This window comes from Bradyrhizobium dasycarpum (assembly GCF_042019905.1).
Lineage (GTDB): Bacteria > Pseudomonadota > Alphaproteobacteria > Rhizobiales > Xanthobacteraceae > Bradyrhizobium > Bradyrhizobium japonicum_B.
Window position 1 is genome coordinate 6,677,314 of record NZ_CP169574.1, and the last position, 24,790, is coordinate 6,702,103.

At 64.5% G+C, this 24,790-nt stretch carries 17 protein-coding genes and 4 pseudogenes; 8 read left to right on the forward strand and 13 right to left on the reverse strand.

What is annotated here, in order from left to right; all coding sequences use genetic code 11:
• Positions 1 to 391: 391 nt before the first annotated feature.
• The 9 genes and pseudogenes from ACETMP_RS31840 to ACETMP_RS31880 all read right to left on the reverse strand — a co-directional run bounded on the left by ACETMP_RS31840 (position 392) and on the right by ACETMP_RS31880 (position 9,834).
• Complete coding sequence (locus ACETMP_RS31840; protein WP_375159229.1) at positions 392 to 2,182, reverse strand: chloride channel protein; 1,791 nt, start codon at positions 2,180 to 2,182, stop codon at positions 392 to 394.
• A 1-nt stretch (position 2,183) separates the two neighbouring features.
• The gene (locus ACETMP_RS31845; protein WP_375159230.1) at positions 2,184 to 3,158 is read right to left on the reverse strand and encodes a formylglycine-generating enzyme family protein; all 975 of its coding nucleotides are present in this window, start codon (positions 3,156 to 3,158) and stop codon (positions 2,184 to 2,186) included.
• Between the two features lie 3 nt (positions 3,159 to 3,161).
• The gene (locus ACETMP_RS31850) at positions 3,162 to 4,805 is read right to left on the reverse strand and encodes an arylsulfatase (protein WP_375159231.1); all 1,644 of its coding nucleotides are present in this window, start codon (positions 4,803 to 4,805) and stop codon (positions 3,162 to 3,164) included.
• Positions 4,806 to 4,851: 46 nt separating this feature from the next.
• Entirely contained in the window at positions 4,852 to 5,073 is a 222-nt protein-coding gene (locus tag ACETMP_RS31855) for a UTRA domain-containing protein (protein WP_375162038.1), read from the reverse strand.
• A gap of 49 nt (positions 5,074 to 5,122) precedes the next feature.
• A pseudogene (locus ACETMP_RS31860) lies at positions 5,123 to 5,611 on the reverse strand (GntR family transcriptional regulator); the annotation flags it as partial.
• A gap of 4 nt (positions 5,612 to 5,615) precedes the next feature.
• Positions 5,616 to 6,668 (reverse strand): ABC transporter ATP-binding protein, encoded by a 1,053-nt coding sequence (locus tag ACETMP_RS31865; RefSeq protein ID WP_375159232.1) that lies wholly within the window; start codon positions 6,666 to 6,668, stop codon positions 5,616 to 5,618.
• Positions 6,665 to 7,504, reverse strand: a complete 840-nt coding sequence (locus ACETMP_RS31870; RefSeq protein ID WP_375159233.1) for a carbohydrate ABC transporter permease — start codon at positions 7,502 to 7,504, stop codon at positions 6,665 to 6,667. The genes ACETMP_RS31865 and ACETMP_RS31870 overlap by 4 nt, the downstream gene beginning before the upstream one ends.
• Complete coding sequence (locus ACETMP_RS31875; RefSeq protein WP_375159234.1) at positions 7,501 to 8,436, reverse strand: carbohydrate ABC transporter permease; 936 nt, start codon at positions 8,434 to 8,436, stop codon at positions 7,501 to 7,503. Before ACETMP_RS31875 ends, ACETMP_RS31870 begins: the two co-directional genes overlap by 4 nt.
• Before the next feature lie 3 nt (positions 8,437 to 8,439).
• A complete protein-coding gene (locus tag ACETMP_RS31880; protein ID WP_375159235.1) occupies positions 8,440 to 9,834 on the reverse strand; it encodes an ABC transporter substrate-binding protein in 1,395 nt (464 codons plus the stop codon).
• Positions 9,835 to 9,931: 97 nt separating this feature from the next.
• On the opposite strand from ACETMP_RS31880, the pseudogene ACETMP_RS31885 reads away from it, so the two are divergent.
• The 8 genes and pseudogenes from ACETMP_RS31885 to ACETMP_RS31920 form a co-directional block, all read left to right on the forward strand.
• A pseudogene (locus ACETMP_RS31885) lies at positions 9,932 to 10,219 on the forward strand (UbiD family decarboxylase); the annotation flags it as partial.
• Between the two features lie 124 nt (positions 10,220 to 10,343).
• Positions 10,344 to 11,183: a helix-turn-helix transcriptional regulator gene (locus ACETMP_RS31890; RefSeq protein ID WP_375159236.1), complete on the forward strand. Its 840-nt coding sequence runs from the start codon at positions 10,344 to 10,346 to the stop codon at positions 11,181 to 11,183.
• A gap of 128 nt (positions 11,184 to 11,311) precedes the next feature.
• Entirely contained in the window at positions 11,312 to 14,317 is a 3,006-nt protein-coding gene (locus tag ACETMP_RS31895) for a molybdopterin cofactor-binding domain-containing protein (RefSeq protein WP_375159237.1), read from the forward strand.
• Positions 14,314 to 15,126 carry an FAD binding domain-containing protein gene (locus ACETMP_RS31900; protein ID WP_375159238.1) on the forward strand — a complete coding sequence of 271 codons (813 nt, stop codon included), beginning with the start codon at positions 14,314 to 14,316 and terminating at the stop codon, positions 15,124 to 15,126. Before ACETMP_RS31895 ends, ACETMP_RS31900 begins: the two co-directional genes overlap by 4 nt.
• The gene (locus ACETMP_RS31905; protein ID WP_375159239.1) at positions 15,123 to 15,641 is read left to right on the forward strand and encodes a (2Fe-2S)-binding protein; all 519 of its coding nucleotides are present in this window, start codon (positions 15,123 to 15,125) and stop codon (positions 15,639 to 15,641) included. The genes ACETMP_RS31900 and ACETMP_RS31905 overlap by 4 nt, the downstream gene beginning before the upstream one ends.
• Positions 15,634 to 17,176: pseudogene (locus ACETMP_RS31910) on the forward strand (AMP-binding protein). Before ACETMP_RS31905 ends, ACETMP_RS31910 begins: the two are co-directional and overlap by 8 nt.
• A 29-nt stretch (positions 17,177 to 17,205) precedes the next feature.
• On the forward strand, positions 17,206 to 18,012 hold the full coding sequence (locus ACETMP_RS31915) for an enoyl-CoA hydratase/isomerase family protein (RefSeq protein ID WP_375159240.1): 807 nt from the start codon (positions 17,206 to 17,208) through the stop codon (positions 18,010 to 18,012).
• A gap of 77 nt (positions 18,013 to 18,089) precedes the next feature.
• Entirely contained in the window at positions 18,090 to 19,421 is a 1,332-nt protein-coding gene (locus ACETMP_RS31920; protein ID WP_375159241.1) for an MFS transporter, read from the forward strand.
• 361 nt (positions 19,422 to 19,782) lie between these two features.
• Here ACETMP_RS31920 and ACETMP_RS31925 read toward each other — a convergent pair whose 3' ends face one another.
• The 4 genes and pseudogenes from ACETMP_RS31925 to ACETMP_RS31940 form a co-directional block, all read right to left on the reverse strand.
• On the reverse strand, positions 19,783 to 20,595 hold the full coding sequence (locus ACETMP_RS31925; protein WP_028137862.1) for an IclR family transcriptional regulator: 813 nt from the start codon (positions 20,593 to 20,595) through the stop codon (positions 19,783 to 19,785).
• A gap of 112 nt (positions 20,596 to 20,707) precedes the next feature.
• Positions 20,708 to 21,802 (reverse strand): extracellular solute-binding protein, encoded by a 1,095-nt coding sequence (locus tag ACETMP_RS31930; protein WP_375159242.1) that lies wholly within the window; start codon positions 21,800 to 21,802, stop codon positions 20,708 to 20,710.
• An 88-nt stretch (positions 21,803 to 21,890) separates the two neighbouring features.
• Entirely contained in the window at positions 21,891 to 23,624 is a 1,734-nt protein-coding gene (locus ACETMP_RS31935; RefSeq protein WP_375159243.1) for an ABC transporter permease subunit, read from the reverse strand.
• A pseudogene (locus tag ACETMP_RS31940) lies at positions 23,621 to 24,774 on the reverse strand (ABC transporter ATP-binding protein). The gene ACETMP_RS31935 and the pseudogene ACETMP_RS31940 overlap by 4 nt, the downstream one beginning before the upstream one ends.
• Positions 24,775 to 24,790 lie beyond the last annotated feature (16 nt).

Below are 24,790 nucleotides of genomic sequence, written 5' to 3' on the forward strand. Positions count from 1 at the left end.
AGCAAAAGTAATCGACACTACACGGTTGAAGAGGAGCGGGGCGAACGGCGAGACGAAGCGGGATTGAGGGACGATGGGGGACGGACATGCCAAGGGTCCTCATAGCTGCCGGCGGTGGTCGGGTCGCCCGACGTGTCACCTCCGCACGACCGCGATCTCCGCCCGTCCCAAACCCCCGCGCGGTGAACGGGCACGACAATCGAGGTGCACCGCTGCCGTCGGAGATGGTGGAGAGGAAGTTGACCGACAGACGAATACGAAGGAGCCTTGGCGGCCGAGGACCGCCTTCATCTGGAATTGCTTCCATATCCCAAACGTTCATTGCTGTCCCTGCCTATAAACTGCGCTGAGCTTCTTGCGGACCGGCATGGATCTACGGCCCCAGCACACCTTAACGTGAGAACAGCTCCTGGTTCCGGCGTTCGAGCTCTTCCCCGTAGGTTCGCAGAACGTGAGCTTCGCTCAGGGTGCCAATCGTGGCGCGATGGTCGGAGCGGTCGACAACCGCGAGCACGTCAGCCTCGCTGCGTTCGAAGGCCTTCAGGATCTCGCGAACCGGCGTGGTCGGAAGCAGGTATTCGTCCTGTTGCTGCGCCAGCGACCCGAGCAGCTCCTCGTCCTGATTGGCGACGGAATGCAGCGTCGCGGCGGGCACGATTCCCGCATAGATGCCGTTGGGATCGCGCAGCACGATCTGGCGGACCTGCGCCGGCGAGAACAGCATTTGCGCTTCGCCGATCGGCATCGTCGTTAGCGCATTCTCGAAATCGGTGCGCATCAGGGAGGCTGCGCTCATCTGCCGGACCCAGCCGATGTCCTGCGGGCCGCGGATCGCCTCGCCGCGCAGATGAAAGCGCCATGTCGCGAAGCTGTAGCCGAACAGCTCGCGAACGATCAGCGCGCAGACCGATGACGCGACCACCGCTCCAACGGTGACGGAGAAATCGCCGGTGATTTCGAGCGCGAGACAGACCATACTGAAGGGCGCTCCGAGCACGCCGGTTCCGAGCGCAGCGAGCGCCGCGATCGCGGCGGTACCGGGCTGAAGCGCCAGCGTGGGAAGAGGGCCCGTCAACACGACGCTGTAGAGCTGTCCGATCAGCGCGCCGAGCAGGAGCGAGGCGAAGAACAGGCCGCCGCGAAAGCCCGAGCCGAGCGAGATGGCGGAGGCCAGGATCTTGAACACGATTGTGGTCGTGAGCAGGAGCCAGGTCGGATTGCTGACCAGCAGGATCTGCATGGCACCGTGGCCGGCGCCGAGCACGGTCGGCGTCAGCAGGGCGAGGCTACCGAGCAGGAGACCGCCGAGAATCGGCCGCAGCAGGCCCTTGAACACCGCGATGCGCTGAAAGCAGCGCTCGGAGAATGCGACGGCGAGCATCACGAGGATGCTGACGAAGGCGCAGATGATGCCGATCAGCACCGTCTGGCCGATCATCTCGACGGAAACTGGTGAGGGGAAGCCGGGCACCATCAAGAAGGATTGGTGCGTCAATTGCCGCGCGACGAGCCACGCGGTGACGGCGCTGGCGATGACCGGCACGAGACCGGCGGACGTATAGGCGCCGAGCACGACCTCGAAGGCGTAGAAGGCGCCGGCGAGCGGTGCAGAAAACGCGGCACTGATCGCCCCCGCGGCGCCGCAGGCCACCAGCAGCCGCATGTCGTTGCGGCGGGCGGCCAGGCGCTGACCAACATGAGAGCCGAACATCGAGCAGATCTGCGTATAGCCGGCCTCCAGCCCGACCGATCCGCCGAACCCGTTGGACAGCAGTGTCTGGATCGAGATCAGCAGGCTGCCGCGAAAGGATACCCGGCCGCCATAGAGCGCATTGGCCTCGATCGCGTCGGCGAGTTGCTGTCCCCTCACGCGCCGGGCGAAGTACAGTCCGATCAGCGCGAGCACCAGACCGCCGAGCATCGGGACGAGCAGCGTGCGCTGCCAAGAGATCACGCCGGTGGCGCTGAGGTGGGTGTCGAAGGGAATGTCGAACAGCAGGGCGTGAGAGACCTGGCTGAGGCTCGAGATCGCGGCCACCAGTAAGCCACTGAGCATTCCGACCACGATGGCGACCAGCACAAGGCCGGTCTCGCGGTTACGCACGAAATTGCGCAGGAACAACGGCAGCAGGCGGATGCCGGGTACCGTGGCAGGCTTCGCAGGATTTGACGCCTGCGCCATCCTAGGCCGAATCCTGCGGCGGCTCGGTGCGCACGACGCGGAAGCCAATATTGCTCGACGAGGAGTCGGGCGTATTGGAGCTTCGCGCCGCGACGCGATAGCGATTGCAGTAGGATTCGTGGCAGAGGAAGGATCCGCCGCGCATCGATCGATTGGGAGCCGGCTCGCGGTTCAGGGGGTCTCGTGATGGCGTGAGGCGGTGATAGCTCGGCGAGAAATAGTCCTCGCACCATTCCCAGACATTTCCGGCGACATTGTGCAGGCCATATCGGTTGGGCGCAAAGCTGTGAACGGGCGCCGTACCGAAATAGCCATCGTCGACAGTATTGCGGTCGGGAAAATTGCCCTGCCAGATATTGCAGCGATGCTCGCCGCCGGGCTGAAGCTCGTTGCCCCAGGGGTAGGTGGCCTGGTCCAGCCCGCCGCGGGCGGCCATCTCCCATTCCGCCTCGGTTGGAAGGCGCGTGCCGGACCATTGGCAGTAGGCCTGTGCGTCGTTCCAGGAGACGTGGACGACGGGGTGATCGAGCCTGTCGAGGATGCTGCTCGACGGCCCTTCCGGCTGTGCCCAGTAAGCGCGTGTCACCGGGACCCACCATGGCGTTTCCTGAACGCGCGTCGTGTGGGTCGCACGTGTATCTTGCGGCAGCAGCCCCTCGAAGACGAAGCTCCAGCCGAAGCGTTCCGCGTCCGTCGTGTAGCCCGTCGCACGCACGAAGTCGCCGAATTGCAGATTGCTCACGGCATGGCAGGCAATGGCAAACGGCGACAGCGTGACGGGTCTTACCGGCCCTTCGCCGTCTTCGACAAAGCCGATGCCGGCAGATCCCATGTGGAAGGTTCCGCCGATCAGCGAGCTCCAGCGGCATTGGATCGGGGTTGGACCGGGAGGGATCGCTGCTTGCGTATCTTCGCCCGTCGGCAATTCGTTGCCGGCGGCACGCTGGATGCAACAATGTGAGCGATCCCCAGTCATGTCCTAGTTCTGCTTCTCTTCTTCCCAGAAAGCGGTGCCGCCTTCCGCCTTCATCAACTCCAGAATCTTCTCGCGCGGGATCACGCCGCAGCGACTGGCCCATTGCTGATACTGTGCCGCCATCTCGCGTACGCGATCGGGTTGCTGCGCGGCGAGATCGTTCATCTCGGTACGGTCGGTCTCCATGTCGTAGAGCTCCCAGGGGCCGGGATACTTCCGGACGAGCTTCCACTTGCCGACACGCACGGCCGCATTGCCCTCGTGCTCCCAGAACAGCGGGCCGCGGTTGCCATAGGCCGATGCGAATGAAGGCACGAGGCTCTCGCCCTCGCAGGGCAGGATGGCGTTGCCGTTGTACTCCTTGGGATAGGTGGCGCCGGTGACGTCGAGAATAGTCGCCATCACGTCGGTGAGCTGGCTCGGATTGTGCCGCAGGCCGCCCTTTTCGGAGATGCCGCGCGGCCAATGTACGATGAACGGGGTCGCGATGCCGCCCTCGTGGATCCAGTGCTTGTAGAGACGGAATGGCGTGTTGGATAGGTTGGCCCAGGCGATGCCGTAGCTTTGGTAGGTGTCCTCGGCGCCGGGCATCAGGGTCGGGTCATTCCCGAAACGCACCGGCCTGCCGTCGCGTGTCTTGGCCTGGGCGATCATGAGCTGGTCGACCAGCTCCTTTGCCGTGACGCCTTCCGGAATGTCCTCGGCGCAGGCGCCGTTGTCGGAGAGAAAGATGATCAGCGTGTTGTCCATCTGGCCGGTCTCTTCCAGCGCCTTCAGGATCCGGCCGATGCCCTGGTCCATGCGGTCGATCTGGGCTGCATAGACCTCCATGCAGCGCAGTGTCCATTCGCGCTGCTCGGCGTCGGTCCACGGCGGCTGGGTCGGATCGCGGTCGGTCAGGCGCCAGTTCGGATGGATGATGCCGTCGTCGACGAGGCGCTTGAGGCGCTCCTCGCGCAGCCTGTCCCAGCCCGCATCGAAGCGGCCCTTGTACTTGGCGATATCCTCGTCATGGGCATGGAGCGGCCAGTGCGGCGCCGTGTAGGCGACGTACTGGAAGAACGGCGCGTTGGGCTTCTGCGCCTTGTGCTGGCGGATGAACGCGGCGGCCTGATCGCTGATCGCGTCGGTGTAGAAAAACGACGGATCCTTCTCCGCCTCGTGCTCGATATTGTCGTTGCCGCGGGTGAGCGTGTTGGGATGGTAAAAGCTGCCGGCCCCGATGATGGTGCCGTAGAAATGGTCGAAGCCACGCTGGATCGGCCATGCGTCGGTCGGTTCCGTCAGGCTGCTGGCAATGTGCCATTTGCCGCTGAGATAGGACGTGTAGTTCTTGCTCTTCAGCGCCTCGGCGATCGTCACGCAGCTCTTGTTCAGATTGCCAGCGTAGCCCTCGGGGCCGTTGCTGTAGGTGAGGATGCCGATGCCGGTCTGGTGCGGATGCAAGCCGGTGAGCAGCGAGGCGCGTGAAGGGCTGCAGCGGGCGGTGTTGTAGAACTGCGAATAGCGCAAGCCATTGGCCGCGAGGCGGTCGAGGTTCGGTGTCTGGATCTCGCCGCCGTAACAGCCGATGTCCGAAAAGCCCATGTCGTCGTTGAGGATGAGCAGGATGTTGGGGCTATCGGGGGTCTTTGCGCCATTCGGCATGTTTGTGTCCTCGTTCTTGACGTGTGGCGTTGCTAGTGGCGGCGCGTCAGGCTGATGCTGAGGCGGAAATATTTCGGCAGGTACACGGCGCGCAGCAGCTCGAGAGCCCGTCCGTCCTTGCCGAAGGTGACGCGCTCGATGGAGAGCAGGGCGAGCCGACCTTCACCCCCAGCAGCTTGGCGCTGCCGGCGTCGGCGAGGTCGGCGCTGATGGTCTGCTGAGCGTCCTTGATGGCGAGGCCAAGCTCGTCCTCGAAGACGCGGTACATGATGATCGAGACCAGGTCGCGCTTCTCGAGGCTCGAGTCCGATATCCGGGGGATAGAAGGCGTGCTCGATGGCGATCGGCGTGTCGTCCGCGAGACGCAAGCGCCGAAGCTGCCAGACGGCGCGTTCGCGCAGCTGCTCGCGAACAGCGGCGTCGTGCCGGTTGGTCATGCCCTGCTGCAGGATCTTGGCGCCGGCCTGGTAGCCGGCGTCGCGGATGGTTTCCGAGAAGCCCATGAGACGGCCGACCCAGTTCTCAGGCTGGTTCGATCGCAGGAAGGTACCGCGGCCACGCGAGCGGTCGAACATGCCTTCGTTCACGAGGGGCGCGATGGCGTTGCGGATGGTGATGCGGCTGACACCGAAATGACGGCCGAGCTCGGCCTCGGTCATCAGGCGGCCGGTGCCGTCGATCAACTTGCCGTCGCGGACCTGCCTGCGAATGGATTCGCGGATCTTGATATGCAGGGGCGTCGAGCCCTCCGGAACCGCATCGTTGCCGAGCGGTACGGGCTTCTTCTTGCGCGTTTGAACAGCCATGGTGTCAGAGCCGCATGCGTGTTGCTGGATCGAACAGGTGAATGTCTTGCGGACGGGCCGTAATCGAGATCGTGTCGCCTTCGCCGGGAATGTTTCCGTCGGCGACGCGCATGCGGATCATGGTGCCGGCGCAGTCGAGATCGAGTACGGCGGTATCGCCGAGATCCTCGATCAGATCGACGCGCGCGTCGAGTCCACCTTCCGCCCTGCGCAGGGCGCCGGGCCGAAGGCCGACCACCACGTCGCGCTCGCCCGCGATCGTGGTCGTTGTCTTCAGGCGATGGCCTGCGATGATGACGTCGCCATCCACGTACCGGGCGGGGACGAGGTTCATCGGGGGATTGCCGATGAAACCGGCAATGTCGATCGAGTTCGGGCGGGCGAACACCTCGGCCGGCGTGCCGACCTGCTGGATCTCGCCCGACATGAACACCGCCATGCGGTCGGCGAGCGTCATGGCCTCTTCCTGGTCGTGAGTGACGTAGACGGCAGTGACGCCGAGCGAGCGCTGCAGCTTCTTCAGCTCGGCGCGCGTTTCCAGCCGCAACTTTGCGTCGAGGTTCGACAGCGGTTCGTCGAGCAGGAACAGGCGTGCCTTGCGCACGATGGCGCGGGCGAGCGCGCAGCGCTGCTGCTGACCGCCCGAGAGCTGGCCCGGCTTGCGGTCGAGCAAATGATCGATCTTCACCTTGCGCGCCGCGTCTTTCACGGCGGGCGCGATCTCTGATTTCGGCAGCTTGGCCATCTCAAGCGGAAAGGCGATGTTCTCGGCTACCGTCATATGGGGGTAGAGCGCGTAGCTCTGGAACACCATGGCAATGTCGCGGTCGCGCGCGTCGGTGGACGTGACGTCCTTGTCGTCGATCAGCACGCGGCCCGTGGTCGGCGCGTCGAGGCCGGCCAGGATACGCAGCGTTGTGCTCTTGCCCGAGCCCGACGGGCCGAGCAGGGCGAAGAATTCCCCCGGCTTGATGTCGAAATTCACGTTCTTCAATGCGGCAAACTGGCCGTGCAGCTTGACGATGTTGCGAAAACTGACTTGACCCTGACCGCTCATCGGCGCCCTCCGCCCTTGACTGCACCGACCGTCAACCCCTTCACGATATGCTTCTGCGCGACCACGCCGAGAACGACGACGGGAAGCATGGCAAGGACTGACACCGCAGCGAGCTTCGCCCACAGGGTCTGTTCGACGGAGACGAAATTGAACATGGCGACCGTGACCGGCCGCACTGTGTTGCCGCTGAGCACGACGGCGAACAGGAATTCGTTCCACGCATTGAGGAACACGAACACGATCGTTACGGCGATGCCGCCACGGACCTGCGGAATGATGATCCGCCACAAGGTCTTCAGTCGGCTGGCGCCGTCGAGATAGGCGGCTTCCTCCATCTCGAAGGGAATGTCCTCGAAATAGGAGACCAGCAGCCAGATCGCGAAGGGCAGGGAGAACGACAGATAGATCAGGATGATGCCCTGATAGGTATCGATCCAGCCGATGTTCCGGAGCACCAGGAAGTAGGGGATGATGATGCCGACCGGGGGCAGCATCTGCGTGGCTAGGACGTAGAAGCCCGCGAACTTCTTGCCGCGAAAGCGCAGGCGCGCCAGCGCGTAGGCCGCCGGCACCGCCATCAGCATGGTGACGATGGTGGTTCCGACCGAGATGATGACGCTGGAGAGCAGGTTCGGCAGGATCGATCCTGAGCCGAACAGCACGTCGCGATAGGCTTCCAGCGTCGGCGCGAACACCAGCTTGGGCGGATAGGCCAGTACGTCGGAATCGGTCTTGAGCGAGTTCAGCACGCTCCAGACGATCGGAAACGCCCAGGCGAGCAGGAAGATCGTGGAGATCGCGAGCAGGGCAATGATGCGGAGGCGCTTTGCGGTCATTTCGCCCTCCGCATCGCGAACAGGATGCCGGAGATCATGATGGTCACGATCAGCAGCGCGACCGCGAGCGCCGAGCCGTAGCCGATCGACAACTCGGTGAAGGATTTCCGGTAGGCATAGAGGTTGAGAATCTCGGTCGCGGTGCCGGGGCCACCGGCCGTGACAGTGAAAATCGCCGCGAACGCGGTCAACGCCACCATGGTCCGCATGATGATGACCATGACGATCGCCGGGCGCAGCAAGGGCAGGGTGATGCGGCGAAAGCGTTGCCAGGCGGAGGCGCGATCGAGCCGCGCCGCTTCGTAGATATCCTCAGGCAGTGAGGCGAGCGAGGCCAGGAGCACCATGAACGCGAACGGTGTCCACTGCCAGGTGTGGATCGCGATCACCGAGACCATCGCCAGCGTGGGATCGCCGAGCCAGTTCTTGCTGCCGAGCCCGGCATTGATGGCGAGGAAGTCGACGATGCCGAATTCCGGTGCCAGCATGAAGGTGCGCCAGATCATGCCGACCACGGCCGGCGACAGCACCACGGGCAAGATGGCGATGACCCTGAACCAGCCTTGGCCGCGCTTCATGTCCATGACGAGCAGGGCAAGCGCCAGCCCGATGATGACCTGCAGCACGACCGTCGAGCCGGTATAGACGAGGCTCACCAGCAGCGAGGTCCAGAAGCGCTCGTCGGAGAGCAGCACCTGATAATTCTCGAATCCGACGAAGCCGTTGGTGAACGGCATCGCCAGATCCATCCGGAACGCGCTGGTGTACACCAGAAAGAGCAGCGGAAACGTCGTCGTGGCGAGCAGCGCAAGAAACGCCGGTGCAAGCAGGGTTGCCGCAAACCGGCGCTCGCGCTGCGCCAGCACGCGGCCGAAATCGCTGCGAGGCTCCTCGCTCGCGATCCCGGCCGATGTCACCGCTGTGGTCGCCATGGCTCAGCCGCGCATCATCGGCTCGATGCGGCGCTGCGCATCGTCCAGTGCGGCCTTGATCGTGGCCTGGCCGGAGAGGGCCGACTGAATCGCGGTGGCCATGGTGTCGCCGATCGCCGGCCATTGCGGCACGCGCGGACGCCAGTCGACGTCGGTATCCTCCTGCAGGGCGCCCATCGTGGCCTCGACGAAGTTCTCGCCAAAGCCGTTCATCAGCTTGATGTAGTCGGGGTCCTTCCACACCGAGGTGCGGTTGACGCCGGAGCGTTTGGTGGGCCCGGCGAACTTGTGCGCGGTGCGCGCCTGGGTCTCGGCACTCGCGGCCCACTGGATAAACAGCCAGGTCGCCTTGCGCTTCTTCTCCGGCAGCGCGGAATTGATCGGGAAGCCCCAGTTCCAGATCGACGTCGTGCGCTTGCCCGAGGGACCCTTGGGCCAGCGGGCATAGCCGACCTTGCCGATCACCTTGGATTTTTCGGGATTGTTGATGACCGAAGCCGACGAATGCGCGTCGATGTAGCTGGCGACGGTGCCTTGCGAGAAGGCATCAGCGATATCCGGCCAGTTCCAGTTGGCTGCCGCGGTCGGTGCGTACTTCTTCATGATGTCGACGTACCAAGCGAGCGCCGCCTCCGCCTCGGGACCGTTGACGGTGAGCTTGCCGCCCTTCATCCAATCGCCGCCGAACTCGCGGAAGATCGACGGATAGATGTACATGTTCTGGCCGGCACCCGCGACGCCGCGCAGCGCCGCGCCCCAGACGCGATCGTTCGGCGTGTTCAACGCCGCCGCGTTGGACATGTAGGCCTCTAGCGTGTCGGCCGGCTTCAGGCCTTTGGCATCATAGAGGTCCTTGCGATAGACCTGAATGGTGACTTCGCCGTCATAGGGCATGCCGTAGAGCTTGCCGTCGATGCCGTTGGCGCTGCGCCAGGCCGGGATGATGTCGTCGAGCTTGAACCATGCCGGGTCGGTCAGCGACTTGTCGGCGAGATAAGTGTCGAGCGGCTCGACCCATTTGTTCGCGGCGTAGAGCGCGTAATACATGGGATCCGCTGCGTGAGTCGCGTAGGTGCCGGTCTTCGAGGTCAGGTCGATGACGCTCTTCTGCCGGATCTGCGCCGGGGGAATTTTTTCGAAGCGGATGTCGATGCCGGTCAACGCCTTGAATTGCGGCGTCAGCGCGATGAGGTTTTCGAAATAGCTCGCAGGAATCACGGCCACCGTGATGGTCTCGCCGGAAACCTGCTGCCAGTCGATCTGTGCGGATTTGTAGGGCGCGAGGTCGGCGTCCTGTGCGGCAGCGCGCCTCAGGAAGGCCGGCCCGACCATCGCGAGCGCGGCGGCTGCGGTTCCGGTCTGGAGTAGGGTTCGTCGCGTCGGCTTGAATGACGGCATGCTGTCCTCCCTAAAATCCGGATTTATATATCCGATTAGTTAGAACATTTGCCTGAATGTTATAACAAGTCAATATGTGTCGGTCCGGGTTCGCGCCGTCGACATCTCCTCGTCGGAGAAGATCGAACGGGCGGTGGCGATGCGCTTCCAGGCCGATCGTGACCTTATGGTGGTCTCCGGCGCGCTCGGCTCGAAGCTCGATCCGACCACCGACAACGGCATCGGCGCCAAGATGGGCCTCGATGCGACCGCGCCGGTCAACGCGCCGGAGCTTGCCTTCAAGCGCATCCGCATCAAGGGCGAGGAGAATGTGGATCACGCCACCGCGTTGCAGGCCGACCCCAGCGCCGCGGTCGCGCGGCTGCTTGCGGAGGCTCGGACATGAGCCGGTTGGCGCCTCCAAGCGACTTGCGTCGGTTTGCGTCGTTGGAATATGAAGCGGGTGCTGCTTATCGTGCCGCGCCAACCAAGCAACCATTTTGCAGCGCAATGCTGGGAGGAAGGAACTGATGTCGACGGCCCTGCGCATCGCTCATGGCGCTTTCGGCAGGGTCGCTCTGCTCGACATGGACCGTTCGCTGGTCCGCCACGCCCACCATCACTGCCACGTCCTGCTCAAGGTCGAGGGCGCCGACACGCAGTTCATGGTCGGCGATCAGGTCACGCCGCTCACGGATAGCGCCGCCGTGCTCGTCGACGGCTGGAAGCCGCACGCCTACGTGCACGACATCAATCGTCCGCGCACGCTCATCCTGGCGCTCTATATCGAGCCGGAATGGCTGAAGGAGTTCCGCCCCGGCTGGGCCGCAAGCGGCGCGCCGGGCTTTTTCGAGCGGCCTTCGGGCGAGGTGTCACCGCGCATCCGCCAGCTCACGCTGCATCTGGCGGCTGAAATGATGGCGAATCCGGACGCGGTGCGGACCCATGAGGAGACGCTGTCCGACCTGATGATTGCTGTGATCGAGCGCTTCACTGAGTGGCGCAGCTTCCCGACCTCGATCCGCGGCATGAGCGCGGTGAGCTGCGACTGGCGCATCCGGCGTGCGATGGACGCGATGCGGACGCACGACTCCTATGGCAATGTCGATCAGTTCGTGAAGGGTGCCGGGCTCTCGCGCGCGCAGTTCTTCCGCCTGTTCGAAACCTCGCTCGGCGTGCCGCCAAAGATCTATCTGAACGTTGTCCGCATGGAGCGCGCGCTCGATGCGGTTATGCGTGAGGACACTCCGCTCGGCGAGCTCAGCGAGCGTTTTGGCTTTCCGGAACCCGCCCATTTCACGCGGTTCTTCCGCGATCATGCCGGCGTCAGCCCGCGCGAGTTTCGCAACGTCTCGCGTCTTGCTGGCTGATATTGCGCCGCACGCTCTCGAATGAGACGATTTGGTAAGTCGTGAGAGCGGGCGGTATGGGCCCTGCAACCCTGTCCTGACAAACGTCACCGTCGCGTCAAAGAACGCGTCGGGAGGTATGGCGGGACATGGTGCAGGCTGCGGTTCAATCCGCAAATTCGGAAAGTCGCGCTGAGCCGTGGGTCGGGCGTTCGATCGAGCGCGTCGAGGACGCCGCGCTGCTCTCTGGCCGCGGCCGCTTCATCGACGATCTCGGCGTCCCGCCCGGCACGCTGCACGCGACGATCTTGCGCTCGCCGTACGCGCATGCCGACATCCTTTCCATCGACGTTGAAGCTGCCAGGAGCCTGGCTGGTGTTGCGGCGGTTCTGATCGGCAGTGACATCAAGGCCATCACCAACAGCCTCGTCGTCGGCGTGAAGGCGCCGGTCGAGTGCTGGCCGATCGCGATCGATCGCGTGCGCTATGTCGGCGAACCCGTTGCGGTCATCGTGGCGATCGACCGCGCCCGCGCCGAGGATGCGGCGGAGCTCATCAACGTCGAGTATCGTCCGCGCGGCGCCATCGTCGATCCGCTCGGCGCACTCGCGCCTGGCGCGCCCGTGCTGCATGAAGGCTTTCCCGGCAACCTCGCCAGCGATCGCACGTTCCGCTATGGCGACCCCGAGAAGGCCTTTGCGGACGCGCCGCATCGTTTCTCGATCGACGTTCGCTATCCCCGTAACTCCTGCACGCCGATCGAGACCTATGGTGTCGTCGCCTCGCACGATGCCGGCGAGGATGCCTATGAGGTGCTGGCCAATTTTCAGGGTCCGTTCAGCATCCACACCGTGATCGCCCGCGCGCTGAAAGTACAGGGCAATCGCCTGCGGCTGCGCACGCCGCCGGATTCCGGCGGCAGCTTTGGCGTCAAGCAGGGCGTGTTTCCATACATCGTGTTGATCGCTGCTGCCGCGCGCGTCACGCAGCGTCCGGTCAAATGGATCGAGGACCGGCTCGAACATCTCACCGCGTCGGTGTCGGCGACCAACCGCGCGACGACGTTGTCGGCGGCGGTCGCTGCCGACGGAGAGATCCTCGCGCTCGACTGGGACCAGGTCGAGGATTGCGGCGCTCACTTGCGCGCGCCCGAGCCCGCGACGCTCTATCGCATGCACGGCAACCTGACCGGCGCCTACGACATAAGCCACGTCAGCGTCCGCAACCGCGTCGTTGTCACCAACAAGACGCCGACCGGCCTCAATCGCGGTTTTGGCGGACCGCAAGTCTATTTCGCGCTGGAACGTCTGGTGCAGCGGATTGCAACAGGCCTCAAGCTCGACCCGCTCGATGTTATCAAGCGCAACCTGATCGATGCGGGCGCATTTCCATATCGGACCGCGACCGGCGCACTGCTCGATTCCGGCAATTACCAGGAAGCCGTCGCGCGGGCGGTGCAGCAGGGCAGACTCGCTGAACTGAAGGCAAAGCGCGACGAGGCGCGGGCGGAGGGCCGTCTTTACGGCATCGGCTTCACTGCGGTGGTCGAGCCCAGCGTGTCCAACATGGGCTACATCACGACCGTGCTGACGGCGGCTGAGCGCCGCAAGGCAGGTTCCAAGAACGGCGCGCAGGCGACCGCGACCGTCGGTCTCGATCCGGTCGGCAGCGTCACGGTCCACGTCGCCTCGGTGCCGCAAGGGCAGGGCCATCGCACCGTGCTGTCGCAGGTCGTGGCCGACGTGTTCGGCCTTCAGCCCAAGGACATCCGCGTCAACACCGAGATCGACACCGCCAAGGATGCCTGGTCGATCGCGTCGGGCAATTACGCCAGCCGCTTCGCCGCGGCCGTGGCGGGCACGGCGAAGCTGGCGGCGGAACGCGTCGCCGGCCGTCTTGCCCGCATCGCCGCCAGCCAGCTCAACGTCGCGGCCGCGGACATCGTGTTCGCGAACGGCTTCGTTGCCTCAAGACAGAACCCGGAGAACCGGATCGCGTTCTCGCGCGTCGCAGCCCTCAGCCACTGGTCGCCGGGCTCGCTGCCCGACGATGCCGGCCAGACCATCCGCGAGACCGTGTTCTGGACGCCGCCGGAGCTGACACCGCCGGACGAGGATGACCGCATCAACTCCTCGCTCTGTCACGGATTCATCTTCGACTTCTGCGGCGTCGAGGTCGATCGCGTCACGCTCCAGACGCGGATCGATCGCTACGTCACCATGCACGATTGCGGTACCATCCTGCATCCCGGCATGGTCGACGGCCAGATCCGCGGCGGCTTCGCCCAGGCGCTCGGCGCTGCCCTTTACGAGGAATACGCTTACGCCGAGGACGGCAGCTTCCTGACGGGAACGCTCGCCGACTACCTGCTGCCGACCACGACAGAGGTCCCCGAGCCCGAGATCTTCCACATGCAGACGCCGTCGCCGTTCACGCCGCTCGGCGCCAAGGGCGTCGGCGAAGGCAATTGCATGTCGACACCGGTGTGCCTTGCCAATGCGGTCGCGGATGCCCTCGGCGTCGCCGATATCACCCTGCCGCTGGTGCCGGCGCGACTGGCGGAGCTCGTGCGCGGCGCGGAGCCGCCGCCGCCCGTAGGCGGAGCGACCGTCGTGCCCGTGCGCGAAGGCGACCGGCGGCTGCGCGGCGAGGGACAGGCCTTGGTGAAGGGCGCGCCCGAGCAGGTCTGGGCCATGCTGCTCGACCCCGCCACGCTGCAATCGGTCATTCCCGGCTGCCAGCGCGTCGACAGGGTCACCGAGACGCATTTCCGCGCCGACGTCACGCTCGGCATCGGTCCCGTCACCGGACGCTATCGCGCCGATGTCGAGCTGCTCGATCTCGATCCGCCGCGCGCCGTCACCTTGCGCGGCAGCGCCACCGGTGCGCTCGGCTTCGGCAACGCGGAAGGACGCATCACGCTCGCGACCGACGGCAACGGCGGAACCAAGCTGACCTACAGCTATGACGCCGCCATCGGCGGCAAGGTCGCGAGCATCGGCGGCCGTCTGCTCGATGGCGCGACGCGCGTGATCATCGGCCAGTTCTTCACCGCACTGGCCCGCAAAGCCGGCGGTGGTGGCGCCGAGGGCGGCGGCTTCTCGCTGTTCGCGCTGCTGGCAAAGGTGGCCAGCCTGTTGGGGGCGCGCCGATGAAACCGCCCGCATTCGACTATCTCCGCGCCGAATCCGTCAGCGATGTCCTCGAAGGCCTCGCGCAGCAGGGTGGCGATGCCCGCGTCCTCGCCGGCGGCCAGTCGCTGATGGCGATGCTAAACATGCGCCTCGCCAAGCCAAAGCTGCTGATCGACATCATGCGGATTAGGGAGCTTCGCCAGGTCGAGCGCAAGGGCGATGCTGTCGTCATCGGCGCCGGAGTTCGCCAGGCGGACCTGCTCGCATGGCCTGATCTCGCCGAGGCGCTGCCGCTGGTTGCACTGGCGCTGCCCTGGGTCGGGCACATGCAGACCCGGAGCCGGGGCACGATCTGCGGCTCGCTGGCGCATGCCGATCCCAGCGCCGAGATGCCGCTGGCGCTTGTTGCGCTCGGTGGCGAGGTGCTCCTGCGCAGCGTCAAGCGCCGCCGCCGCGTCGCTGCAAAGGACTTCTTCGCCGGCATGATGCTGACCGCCCGTGCCGATGATGAGTTGATCGAGGGCATTTCGCTGCCTGTCAGCGGATCGCGCGTCGCCTTCCGCGAGGTTGCGCGCCGTCACGGCGATTTTGCCATCGTCGCGTGTGCCGCGATGGAGACGTCATCCGGCGTGCGCCTCACCGTTGGCGGCGTTGCTGACGTGCCGACCGCGCGCGACTGGCCGCGGCTGGAGGGTAGCGCACTCGACGATGCGCTCAACGCCTTTGCCTATGAGCTCGGCGCCCGCGACGACGTCCACGCCACCGCGCGGTATCGCCGCGACCTCGTGCGCATGATCGGCCGGGACTTGATCGGCGAGGTGCTGCAATGACCCGACTCAAGGCGGATCGCCGCCATTCCATTCGCGTCTCGCTCAACGGCAGGTCCGTGGAGGGCGAGGCCGAGCCGCGCACGCTGCTCTCTGATTTCCTGCGCCACCAGCTGGGTGCGACCGGCACCCATGTCGGCTGCGAGCACGGCGTCTGCGGCGCCTGCACCATCGTCGTCGACGGCATGCTGACCCGGTCCTGTCTGACGCTGGCAGCGCAAGTCGACGGCTGCGAGCTGAAGTCGGTCGAAGGCCTCGCGCCATCGGCCGACCGGCTCGGCGTGTTGCAGCAGGCGTTTCGCCGCAACCACGCGCTCCAGTGCGGCTTCTGCACCGCGGGCATCTTGATATCGCTCGACCACTATCTCGCCTCACATCCGGCACCGACCGAAGCGGAGATCCGCAATCTCCTCAGCGGACATATTTGTCGCTGTACCGGTTACACCCCGATCATTCGCGCCGCCTTAGAGGCTGCCGCCCGGCTCGCTTCATCCCCAAAAGAGACGTCCGATGCTTGATCTCGCCAGCAGCTTCGTGGCCAGCGCCGCGCGCGATCCAAACGTCATTGCCCTGGTCGACGGCGATCTCCGCCTGACCTATCGGCAATGGTACGACAAGATCTCTTCGCTCGTGGCATCCTTCCGCCGTCTGGGGCTCAAGCCCGGTGATCACGTCCTCACGCTGCTGCAGAACCGCTGGGAAGCGGCGACGCTGCACTGGGCCTGCCAGTTCGCCGGCCTCGTCATCACGCCGATTAACTGGCGCTCCAAGGCCGACGAACTCGACTACTGCATCGAGAATGCCGAAGCCTGCGCAGTGTTCTATCAGGACATCTCCGCGCAGGCGGTGCGGGGCTCGGCGTGAACGGGCAGGCTGCTGCGCGTGTCTGTTGATACCGGAGCGGGTGCGACCTGTTTTGCCGATCTCATCAAGGAGACCGCGCCGGAGGCCGATCCGCGCGTCGGCGCCGACGCCTGGTCGATCATGCTGTACACCTCGGGCACCACCTCGCGGCCCAAGGGCGTGCCGCGGCGGCATCGCGTCGAGCGCGCCGCAGCGATCGCCCATGTCGCGCAGAATCTTTACGGCCGCGGCGAGCGCACGCTCGGGGTGATGCCGCTCTATCACACCATGGGGGTCCGCTCGCTGCTGGCGATGTCGCTGATCGGCGGCACATTCATCTGCTTGCCGCGCTATGACAGCCGTCAGGCGCTGGCCCTCATCGAGAGAGAAGAGATTACCAACCTTTATCTGGTGCCGACGCTCTATCATGATCTCGTCCATCACGAAGACTTCGCCGCGACCAACGTCTCCAGCGTACGCAAGCTCGGCTTCGCCGGCGCGTCGATGACCGATGGCTTGCTCAGGAAGCTGAATGAGGCGTTCAGGCCGGAGCTGTTCGTCAACCATTACGGCAGCTCGGAGATCTATACCTTCACGGTCGACCAGAAGGCCGCGGCGAAACCCGGCTCGGCCGGCAAGGCGGGCCTGAACCAGCACGTCAAGGTCGTGCGCATCGGTGCGCGTTCGGCTGCGGAGCTTGCCGCGGTCGGTGAGGAGGGTGAGATCATCGCAACGCTGGCCGGCGACGAAGCGTTCGAAGGCTACTGGCGTCGCCCGGAAGCCGACGCCAAGTCGTTGCGTGGCGGCTGGTATTTCACCGGCGATACGGGCTTCGTCGATCCCGCGGGCGATCTGTTCGTCACCGGTCGCGTCGACGACATGATCATCACGGGTGGCGAGAACGTCTCGCCGGTCGAGATCGAGAGCTGCCTGTCGCTGCATCCCGCCGTCGACGAGGTCGCGGTGGTCGGAATCGACGACGAGAAGTGGGGCAAGATCGTCGCTGCCTTCGTCAAGCGCAATCGCGCCGTCTCGGAAGGTGAGCTGGAGCAGTTCTGCCGCACCTCGGGGCTCGCCAATTTCAAGCTGGCCGCGGCGCTACGTCTTCGTTGATGCCATCCCGAAATCGCCGGTCGGTAAGCTGCTGCGACGATTGCTCGTCGCCGGAGAATACGAGGCCGAGCGTCTGCCGCCGTCGGACGCGACCTGAAAATCACCCATCAACAGAGGGAAGCCCAAATGCCGTCAGCCTATACGTTCACCGATCCCCGGCTTGCAGAACTCGACGGATTCAAGGTCGAGATCGATGAGGCGCATGAGCGCGCCGACATCATCTTGGGGAGGCCGCCCTACAACGTCGTGGCGATGCCGCAGCGCGACCAGCTGCGGCTGACCTTCGAGACGCTGGACGAGGATCCGCGCGTGCGCGTGATCGTGGTCCGGGGCGAGGGCGAGCACTTCTCCAGTGGCGGCAACATCGGCGGCTTCATGGAGGCGAGCCCCGAGCACGTCTCCAAGCTCGCCTGGAACATCGCGGCCCCGGCACGCTGCGCAAAACCCGTGATCGTCGCCAATCGCGGCTATTGCTTCGGCGTCGGCTTCGAGCTGTCGCTGGCTTGCGACTTCCGTATCGCTTCCGAGACGACGCAATACGCGCTGCCGGAGCAGAAGCTCGGCCAGATTCCGGGCTCGGGCGGCTCGGCGCGCCTGCAGAAGATGATCGGCATCACCCGCACCAAGGACATCGTGATGCGCTCCAAGCGGATCTCGGCCAAACAAGCGTACGAGTGGGGCATCGCTACCGAATGCGTGCCGGACGCCGAGCTGGAAAAGGCGACCGACAGACTGGTCGATGAGCTCCGCACCTTCTCGCCGCTGGCGCAACGAACCGCCAAGAAACTCCTCAATGACACCGAGGACTCGACGCTCGCCATCGCCATCGAACTTGAAGGTCACTGCTACAGCCGCCTGCGGCAGTCCGAGGACTTCAAGGAAGGCGTCGAGGCCTTCAACGCCAAGCGGCCGCCGAAATTCGTCGGCCGTTGATACGGGACGCGCACGAACTGCTGCGGTTCGCAATGGCGCGGGCCGCGGCGCCAATCAGACGGGGGAGGTACGACGACATGAGTGGGATGGATATGCCGGTCGCGGCTGCGCAAGCACCGGCCGATAACAAGCAGATGATCAACGCGGTTATCGCATCGGTGCTCGGATGGGCGCTCGATCTGTTCGATTTGTTCATTCTGCTCTACGTGGCGCCGGTCATCGGCTCGCTGTTCTTTCCGTCGAGCAATGCGGCTCTGTCGCTCGCCGCTGTCTACGGTTCGTTTGCCGTCACACTGTTGATGCGACCGCTCGGCTCGGCGGTGTTCGGACACTATGCCGACGTGCACGGTCGCAAGCAGGCGATGCTGGTCGCAATCGTCGGCGTCGGCCTCAGCACCGCGGCTTTTGGCTTGCTGCCGACCATTGCGCAGGTCGGCGTAATCGCGCCGATCATCTTTCTGATCCTGCGTCTCGTGCAAGGCGTGTTCGTCGGCGGCGTCGTAGCCTCGACCCACACGATCGGTACGGAATCGGTCCCACCGCAATGGCGTGGCGCGATGTCCGGCTTGGTTGGCGGCGGCGGCGCCGGGATCGGTGCATTGCTCGCGTCCTTCGTCTTCCTGGTCACGTCCTGGATTTTCCCCGGTGACGCCTTCGCGGTCTGGGGCTGGCGTGTCATGTTCTTCTCGGGGTTGCTGAGCTCTCTGCTGGGCTGGTTCATCTTCAGGAATCTGGAGGAGTCGCCGTACTTCAAGGAACTCAAGCGCCAGCAGGGCAGTAGGCAGGCAAAGGTCTCGAAAGCCCCGGTCAAGGACCTCTTCTCCGGTGAATATCGCGGCGTCCTGCTGATCAACCTGCTCATTACCTTCGGTGGCGGCGCCGGCTACTACCTGACCTCCGGTTATTTGCCGAGCTTTCTGAAGGTGATCAACGCGGTCCCGAACCAGACCGCTTCGCTGATCCTGATGGGTGCGAGCGTCTCGGCATTCTTCGCCGCGGTGCTGATCGGCGCGCTCAGCGACCTCATCGGCCGCAAGAAGACGTTCTTGCTGATCGGCGTCCTTGCGGCGGTGCTGTTGCCGCTATGCTATCTGAACCTTGCCGCAACCAAGGACACGACGCAGATCACGTTGTATGCGTTCGCCATCGCCTTTATCGGCAATGCCGGCTACGCGCCGGTGCTGATCTTCCTGAACGAACGCTTTCCCACGGCGCTTCGCGCCAGCGGTACGGGCCTGTCCTGGAACATCGGCTTTGCGCTCGGCGGCATGATGCCGACCTTCGTCTCGCTGGTGAGCGGCAGCCCCGGGCAGATCCCGATGTCGCTGGCCTTCTTCGCCGTCGGCGTGTTCGTGATCTACCTCATCGGGGCCGTCGTGATCCCCGAGACCAAGGGGAACTTCCGCTGAGGTCGATCGGCGCGGCTGCACCTTTGGCCGCGCCGCCACATACGTATCGGGACCGGAACGGATGAGCTGCATTGCGACGATGTGATCGTCGGCGGGGGATCGGCGGGCTGTGCGCTTGCCAATCGGCTTTCTGCGAATGGATAGCGAAGCGTGCTTCTGATCGAAGCGGGGATGGACTCGCCATCCGAGGCAACGCCACCGAAAATCCTCGCCAGCTATCCAATGTCGCTATTCTTCGACGACAGATACCTGGATACTAGACTTCGTGCTGTGCTAACGTCGAAGGTCTCGCTATGGATATCGTACCAATGGTCGTACGGAGGCTCTGTCGGCACTGCCGCAGACGTCGCGGCGGACAAGATCAAGGTGCGCGTCGCGATTGATGCGGAGGCGGAGAATCGCCTCTTGCTGTGGTGTATGCCAGCCTATTGGAATAGCCGAGCGCAGCCCCGATGGTTCTGGCGGCCTCCATCACGTGGACCGAATACTCCTTGATCTGCTTGCGCTTGATGCGGCTGTCGGGGCCCGACATGCCGATCGCTCCGACGAGTTCGCCGGAACGGCCGAGGATCGCGCAAGCGCAGGCCGCGATGCCCTCGCGCCATTCGCCGTGCAGCACGGAAGAATAGCCCTGCGCGCGCGCCAGTTCGATGTCCTCCCGCAGCTCCTCGATCGTCGTTCGCGTCGTTTCCGTGTAACGCCTGAGATGCGGGCGGAATCGTTCCAGATAGTCATCAGGCATATGCGCGAGCATCGCCTTGCCTGTCGCCATGGTGAAAGCGGGGGCGCGCATGCCGACGCTCGTATGGGCGCGGATGTGGTGAGCGCTCTCGATCTTGTCGACGTAGACGACGTCGGTATCCTCGAGCACGGACAGATGAATGGTTTCGCCGGTGATCTCGGCAAGCTTCGTCATTGCCGGTCGCGCGACATTGATGAGATCCATCCGGTGGATGACGTGGCTGCCGAGCGCCCAGATCTTGGTCGTGAGCTCGTAGGTGCTGTGCGGCGGGATCTGGCGCACATAGCCCTGGGACTGCAATGTCATCAGCAGCCGATGCACGTTGCTCTTGGTGAGCTTCAGCTCGCTCGCGAGGTCCGTGACCCCGCGGGGCTGCTCGCTCAGAGCAAGTGCTTCCAGGAGACGCAGCCCCTTGGTAAAAGCCTTATCCATCCACCAGCCAAAGTAGAATGATCTTTCACATCGTCTAGCATGGTCGCGCGATCCGCAACAGCCAGCGTGTGGGGACCGGCCCCGATCCTTGGATCGGGGCCGGTCAGCCTGCCTATTGCGCCAGCAAGGCGTTCAGCTTCTCCTGACCGTACTCTTCATTGGTGGATTTTCCGGCCGGCGAAGCCGCGCCCCAGTAATCCGGGCTCCATTCGATCGCCTTCGAGACGTTGTCCGGGTTGTTGGCCCAGTAGCGCGCGAGCTTCTTGTCGTTCGCGGCCTCGAACACGACCTGGGAGGGAAGGGCGACCGGGAAGGTCGAGGTGAGCTGCGCCGCGCGCTTGGGCTCGAGCCGCCAGGACAACAGCTTGAGCGCGTTATCATAGTTCGGCGCCCCCTTGGGGATCGAGAAGAAGTCGTAGTAGATGAAGCCTTGATTGAAGGTCAGCTCGATCGGGGCGCCCTCCAGGGCGAGCTTGCTCATCGAGCCGGTGTAGGCCATGCACATGTCGGCCTCGCCATCGAGCAGGAGCTGCGGCGGCTGTGCGGACGTCGTCCACCATTTGGCGATGTGCGGCTTGATCTCCTTGACCTTCTTCAGCGCCCGCTCCATGTCGATCGGGTAGAGCTTGCTCTTCTCCACGCCATCGGCCATCAGCGCCGCTTCGAATACGAAGCGCGGCCAGGCGGGCATGCAGCGCCGGCCGGGAAACTTCTTCACGTCCCAGAAGTCGGCCCAGCTGGTCGGTACGTTCTCGCCCTTGTACTTGTCCTTGTTGTAGACAAGGCCGACCCCGATCACCTGCAGCGCCACGCCCTTCTTGCGCTTCAGATTGTCCGGCATTGCCGCCAGCGTCTGCTTCGCCGCGTCGGACAGCTTGGAATAGTCGATGTCGGCCAGACAGCAATCGCCGAGCAGCTTGGTCTCCTGGTCGAAGATGAACGTCAGGTCCCATTGCGCCTTGCCGGCTTCGGCCTGGGCCTTGATGCGCGGGCCGCTACGGGCCTCCTGGACGGTGACCACCTTGATGCCGGTCTCCTTCTCGAAGGGGTCGTACATGACCTTGCGCAATGCATCGCCATAACCGCCGCCTGGATCCTGCATGATCACGACGTTGCTCTGCGCTTGAGCCAGACCCGTTCCCATCGCGACGAACAGGGCCGAGGCCAGCACGGAAGCCGATAGTCGCAAGCGTTTCATTCCCAGCATTTTCTCTTCCTCCAGTTGAAACTTGATCTGCGTCACGTTGCCTTCCGCGACGTGGCGAGAACCGGTCGTGCAAGGGCCAGCCCTGCGATCACCAGCAGCACCTCCAGCGTCGAGACCACGGCCAGCACCGGATTGAGCCGATAATTGACGTCACCCCACAGCATGAGGGGAGCGTCTTCAGCTCCGCGCTCGACAGGAACAGCGTCAGCACCAGCTCGTCGAACGAATGCAGGAAGGCGAAGAATGTCGCGGCAGCCAGGCCCGGCATGATGGCCGGCAGCGTCACCAGGCGGAACACCGTCAGGGACGATGCGCCATGGACGGCGGCGGCCTGTTCGAGCCTGGTATCGACGCCTTGAAGCGATGCGGACAGGATCACCACGACGAGGGGAAGGCCGCCGATCGCATGCGCCGCGGCAAGGCCGAAGACGGAGCCGACCATATCGAAACGCAGGAACAGGCTGTAGAGCGACAGGCCGAGCACGACCGGAGGGACGATGATCGGACTTACGAGCAGCAGCATGATGGCAGATTTGCCGCGAATGCTGCTCCTGACGATGCCGAGGGCGGCGGACGCGCCCAGCACGATCGCAATTCCGGCGGACATCGCCGCGACCACCAAGGACGTCCAGAACGCCCGCATCCAGTTCGAATCGGAGAAGAACTGCTCGTACCAGCGAAACGAGAAGCCTGGCGGCGGGAAGGTCAGATAGCTTGCGCTGCTGAAGGAAATGATCATCACCACGATGATCGGCAGGATGAGGATGGCGATGACCAGTCCGCCCATGAGGCGAACTGTCCAGGTCCCGAAGCTCGCCGGCAGCCGCCCGAACAGCCTCAGAAGCGGCCAACCGATCGCGTCGGCAGCCGAGGCGCCGAGAGTGCGGCGGCCGGCATCGACGGCGTGGCGGTCTATCGTCCTCGGTGTAGCCTCCGTCAGCTTGCGGCCGCCCCAGATGAACTCGAATCCGAGGAAGCGTCCGGCCAACGCGACCACGGCCAATGTGATCGTCAACAGCACCACACCCAACGCCTGCAGGAAGCCCTCCGAGGTGACCGAGTCCGCCTGCTGGGTGATATGCATGGCAAACATCTGGTCGCCGGGTCCGCCGAGCAGGGTCGGCGTAATGAAGAACCCGATCGCGGCGACGAAGACGAGCAGGAAGCCGGCGCCCATGCCGGGCAAGGTCAGTGGCAGCATCACGCGCCAGAACGCCGCAATGGGCCCGGCACCGCTGGCCAGCGCCGCGCGGGTCAGGCTTTGATCAAGCCGCGCCACGCTGGAATAGATCGTCAGCACCATCAGCGGCAGAAGCACCGCGGTCATGCCGAGAAGCACCGTGCCGCGATTGAAGAGCAGCTGCACGGGCTCGCTCAGTATGCCGATCGAAACCAGCATCTTGTTGACCGGGCCGTTGCGTCCGAGCAGGACCATCCAGGCGTAGGTCCGGATCAGGATGGCGATGAAATAGGGCAGCACGATCGCGGTCGCGATCAGGGCCTGGGCAACGCCGCGACTGCGGTGAATGAGCAGCGCCGTCGGATATCCGAACAGCAGGCACAGGCACGCGACGGTGACCGAGATCTGCATCGTGCGGACAAGCGAATCCCAATAGAGCGGTATCGCGAATACCCGCTCGAAGTAGGACGTCCAAGACGGCCCGCTCACGCTGATCCGGATGAGATCGATCAGGGGCAGGAGATAGATGAACGCCAGAAACGCGAGCGCAGGCAGGAGCAGCAGCGCCGGATCCTTCAACCTCCTCACGAGATCGAGATCCGCCGGACGGTCCGCCTGGGCGCTGATCGATGCCGAGGTCATGCAAGCACCCAACAGTCCGCGGCGCCCCAGCTCACGTGAAGACGGTCCCCGACGTTCGGCAACGGCCGGTCGGCCATGTCGGTGCACCGGATCAGGAGCGGATCTCCACCCTCCATTTGCGCCTCGATCCGCAGGATCTCGCCGAGGAAGATCGCAGACGTGACGCTGACGGGCGCGGAGTTCGCGGTCGGCTCGTTCGACACGGCGATGCGTTCCGGACGCACGAGCACCGTTGCGCGCCCGACGTCGATCGTGTCCCGGCTTTCGGCGTTGAACACGTATCCTGCACGGTTCTTCATCGTCAGCGTCGATCCGCGCTTCTGCAGATCTCAGCCTCGATCAGATTGCTCTCGCCGACGAACGAGGCGACGAAGCGATCGATCGGGTGCCGATAGATGTCCAGCGGGCGGCCGATTTGAACGATCTTGCCGGCGTTGAGTACCGCGATGCGGTCGCTCATCGTCAGGGCTTCGCCCTGGTCATGGGTGACGAACAGGATCGTGCTGCCGATGGTCCGGTGAAGGTCGCGGATCTCGATCTGGATCTGCTCGCGCAGCCGCCGGTCAAGGGCGCTGAGCGGTTCGTCCATCAGCACGACCTTGGGCCTCCTGACGATCGCGCGGGCGATCGCGACGCGCTGCTGCTGCCCGCCCGACATCTGCGAAGGAGACTTCGCCGCATGCTCCGTCAGCCGCATGATCTCCAGCGTTTCGGCGACGCGTCGCTCGGCAGTCGCGCGATCGACACCGGCCATGCGAAGTGGAAACGCGACGTTCTGGCTGACCGTCATGTTCGGAAACAGCGCGTAGCTCTGGAACACCATGCCGAAGCCGCGCTTGTGCGTCGGAACGTTGTGGACAGGCTTGCCGTCGACGAGGATCTCGCCGCTGTCGAGGCTTTGGAATCCGGCGACGAGGTTGAGCAGCGTGGTCTTTCCGCTGCCGGAGGGGCCAAGCAGCGTAATGAATTCGCCCGGCTCGATGTCGATGCTGATGCGGTCGACGGCATGGAAGCTGCCGTAGGTTTTCACCGCGTCGCGGACGGCGATGCTCGATCCGATGGCGCCGCGGTCCCGGAGGCGGCCGGTCGGCGACGTTCCAACATTCGCATCGCCGGAGCGCATTGCGCGCAGAGCCGCGGGCTCACCCATTCTCTCCTCCCAAGGC

What these genes read in the sequence shown, in the direction of transcription:
- ACETMP_RS31935 (WP_375159243.1), bottom strand. Translation starts at nt 23,624, where the DNA reads ATGACCTCGGCATCGATCAGCGCCCAGGCGGACCGTCCGGCGGATCTC.
- ACETMP_RS31905 (WP_375159239.1), top strand. Translation starts at nt 15,123, where the DNA reads ATGACCCGACTCAAGGCGGATCGCCGCCATTCCATTCGCGTCTCGCTC.
- ACETMP_RS31930 (WP_375159242.1), bottom strand. Translation starts at nt 21,802, where the DNA reads ATGCTGGGAATGAAACGCTTGCGACTATCGGCTTCCGTGCTGGCCTCG.
- ACETMP_RS31845 (WP_375159230.1), bottom strand. Translation starts at nt 3,158, where the DNA reads ATGACTGGGGATCGCTCACATTGTTGCATCCAGCGTGCCGCCGGCAAC.
- ACETMP_RS31870 (WP_375159233.1), bottom strand. Translation starts at nt 7,504, where the DNA reads ATGACCGCAAAGCGCCTCCGCATCATTGCCCTGCTCGCGATCTCCACG.
- ACETMP_RS31890 (WP_375159236.1), top strand. Translation starts at nt 10,344, where the DNA reads ATGTCGACGGCCCTGCGCATCGCTCATGGCGCTTTCGGCAGGGTCGCT.
- ACETMP_RS31895 (WP_375159237.1), top strand. Translation starts at nt 11,312, where the DNA reads ATGGTGCAGGCTGCGGTTCAATCCGCAAATTCGGAAAGTCGCGCTGAG.
- ACETMP_RS31840 (WP_375159229.1), bottom strand. Translation starts at nt 2,182, where the DNA reads ATGGCGCAGGCGTCAAATCCTGCGAAGCCTGCCACGGTACCCGGCATC.
- ACETMP_RS31865 (WP_375159232.1), bottom strand. Translation starts at nt 6,668, where the DNA reads ATGAGCGGTCAGGGTCAAGTCAGTTTTCGCAACATCGTCAAGCTGCAC.
- ACETMP_RS31920 (WP_375159241.1), top strand. Translation starts at nt 18,090, where the DNA reads ATGAGTGGGATGGATATGCCGGTCGCGGCTGCGCAAGCACCGGCCGAT.
- ACETMP_RS31880 (WP_375159235.1), bottom strand. Translation starts at nt 9,834, where the DNA reads ATGCCGTCATTCAAGCCGACGCGACGAACCCTACTCCAGACCGGAACC.
- ACETMP_RS31925 (WP_028137862.1), bottom strand. Translation starts at nt 20,595, where the DNA reads ATGGATAAGGCTTTTACCAAGGGGCTGCGTCTCCTGGAAGCACTTGCT.
- ACETMP_RS31850 (WP_375159231.1), bottom strand. Translation starts at nt 4,805, where the DNA reads ATGCCGAATGGCGCAAAGACCCCCGATAGCCCCAACATCCTGCTCATC.
- ACETMP_RS31915 (WP_375159240.1), top strand. Translation starts at nt 17,206, where the DNA reads ATGCCGTCAGCCTATACGTTCACCGATCCCCGGCTTGCAGAACTCGAC.
- ACETMP_RS31855 (WP_375162038.1), bottom strand. Translation starts at nt 5,073, where the DNA reads ATGTACCGCGTCTTCGAGGACGAGCTTGGCCTCGCCATCAAGGACGCT.
- ACETMP_RS31875 (WP_375159234.1), bottom strand. Translation starts at nt 8,436, where the DNA reads ATGGCGACCACAGCGGTGACATCGGCCGGGATCGCGAGCGAGGAGCCT.
- ACETMP_RS31900 (WP_375159238.1), top strand. Translation starts at nt 14,314, where the DNA reads ATGAAACCGCCCGCATTCGACTATCTCCGCGCCGAATCCGTCAGCGAT.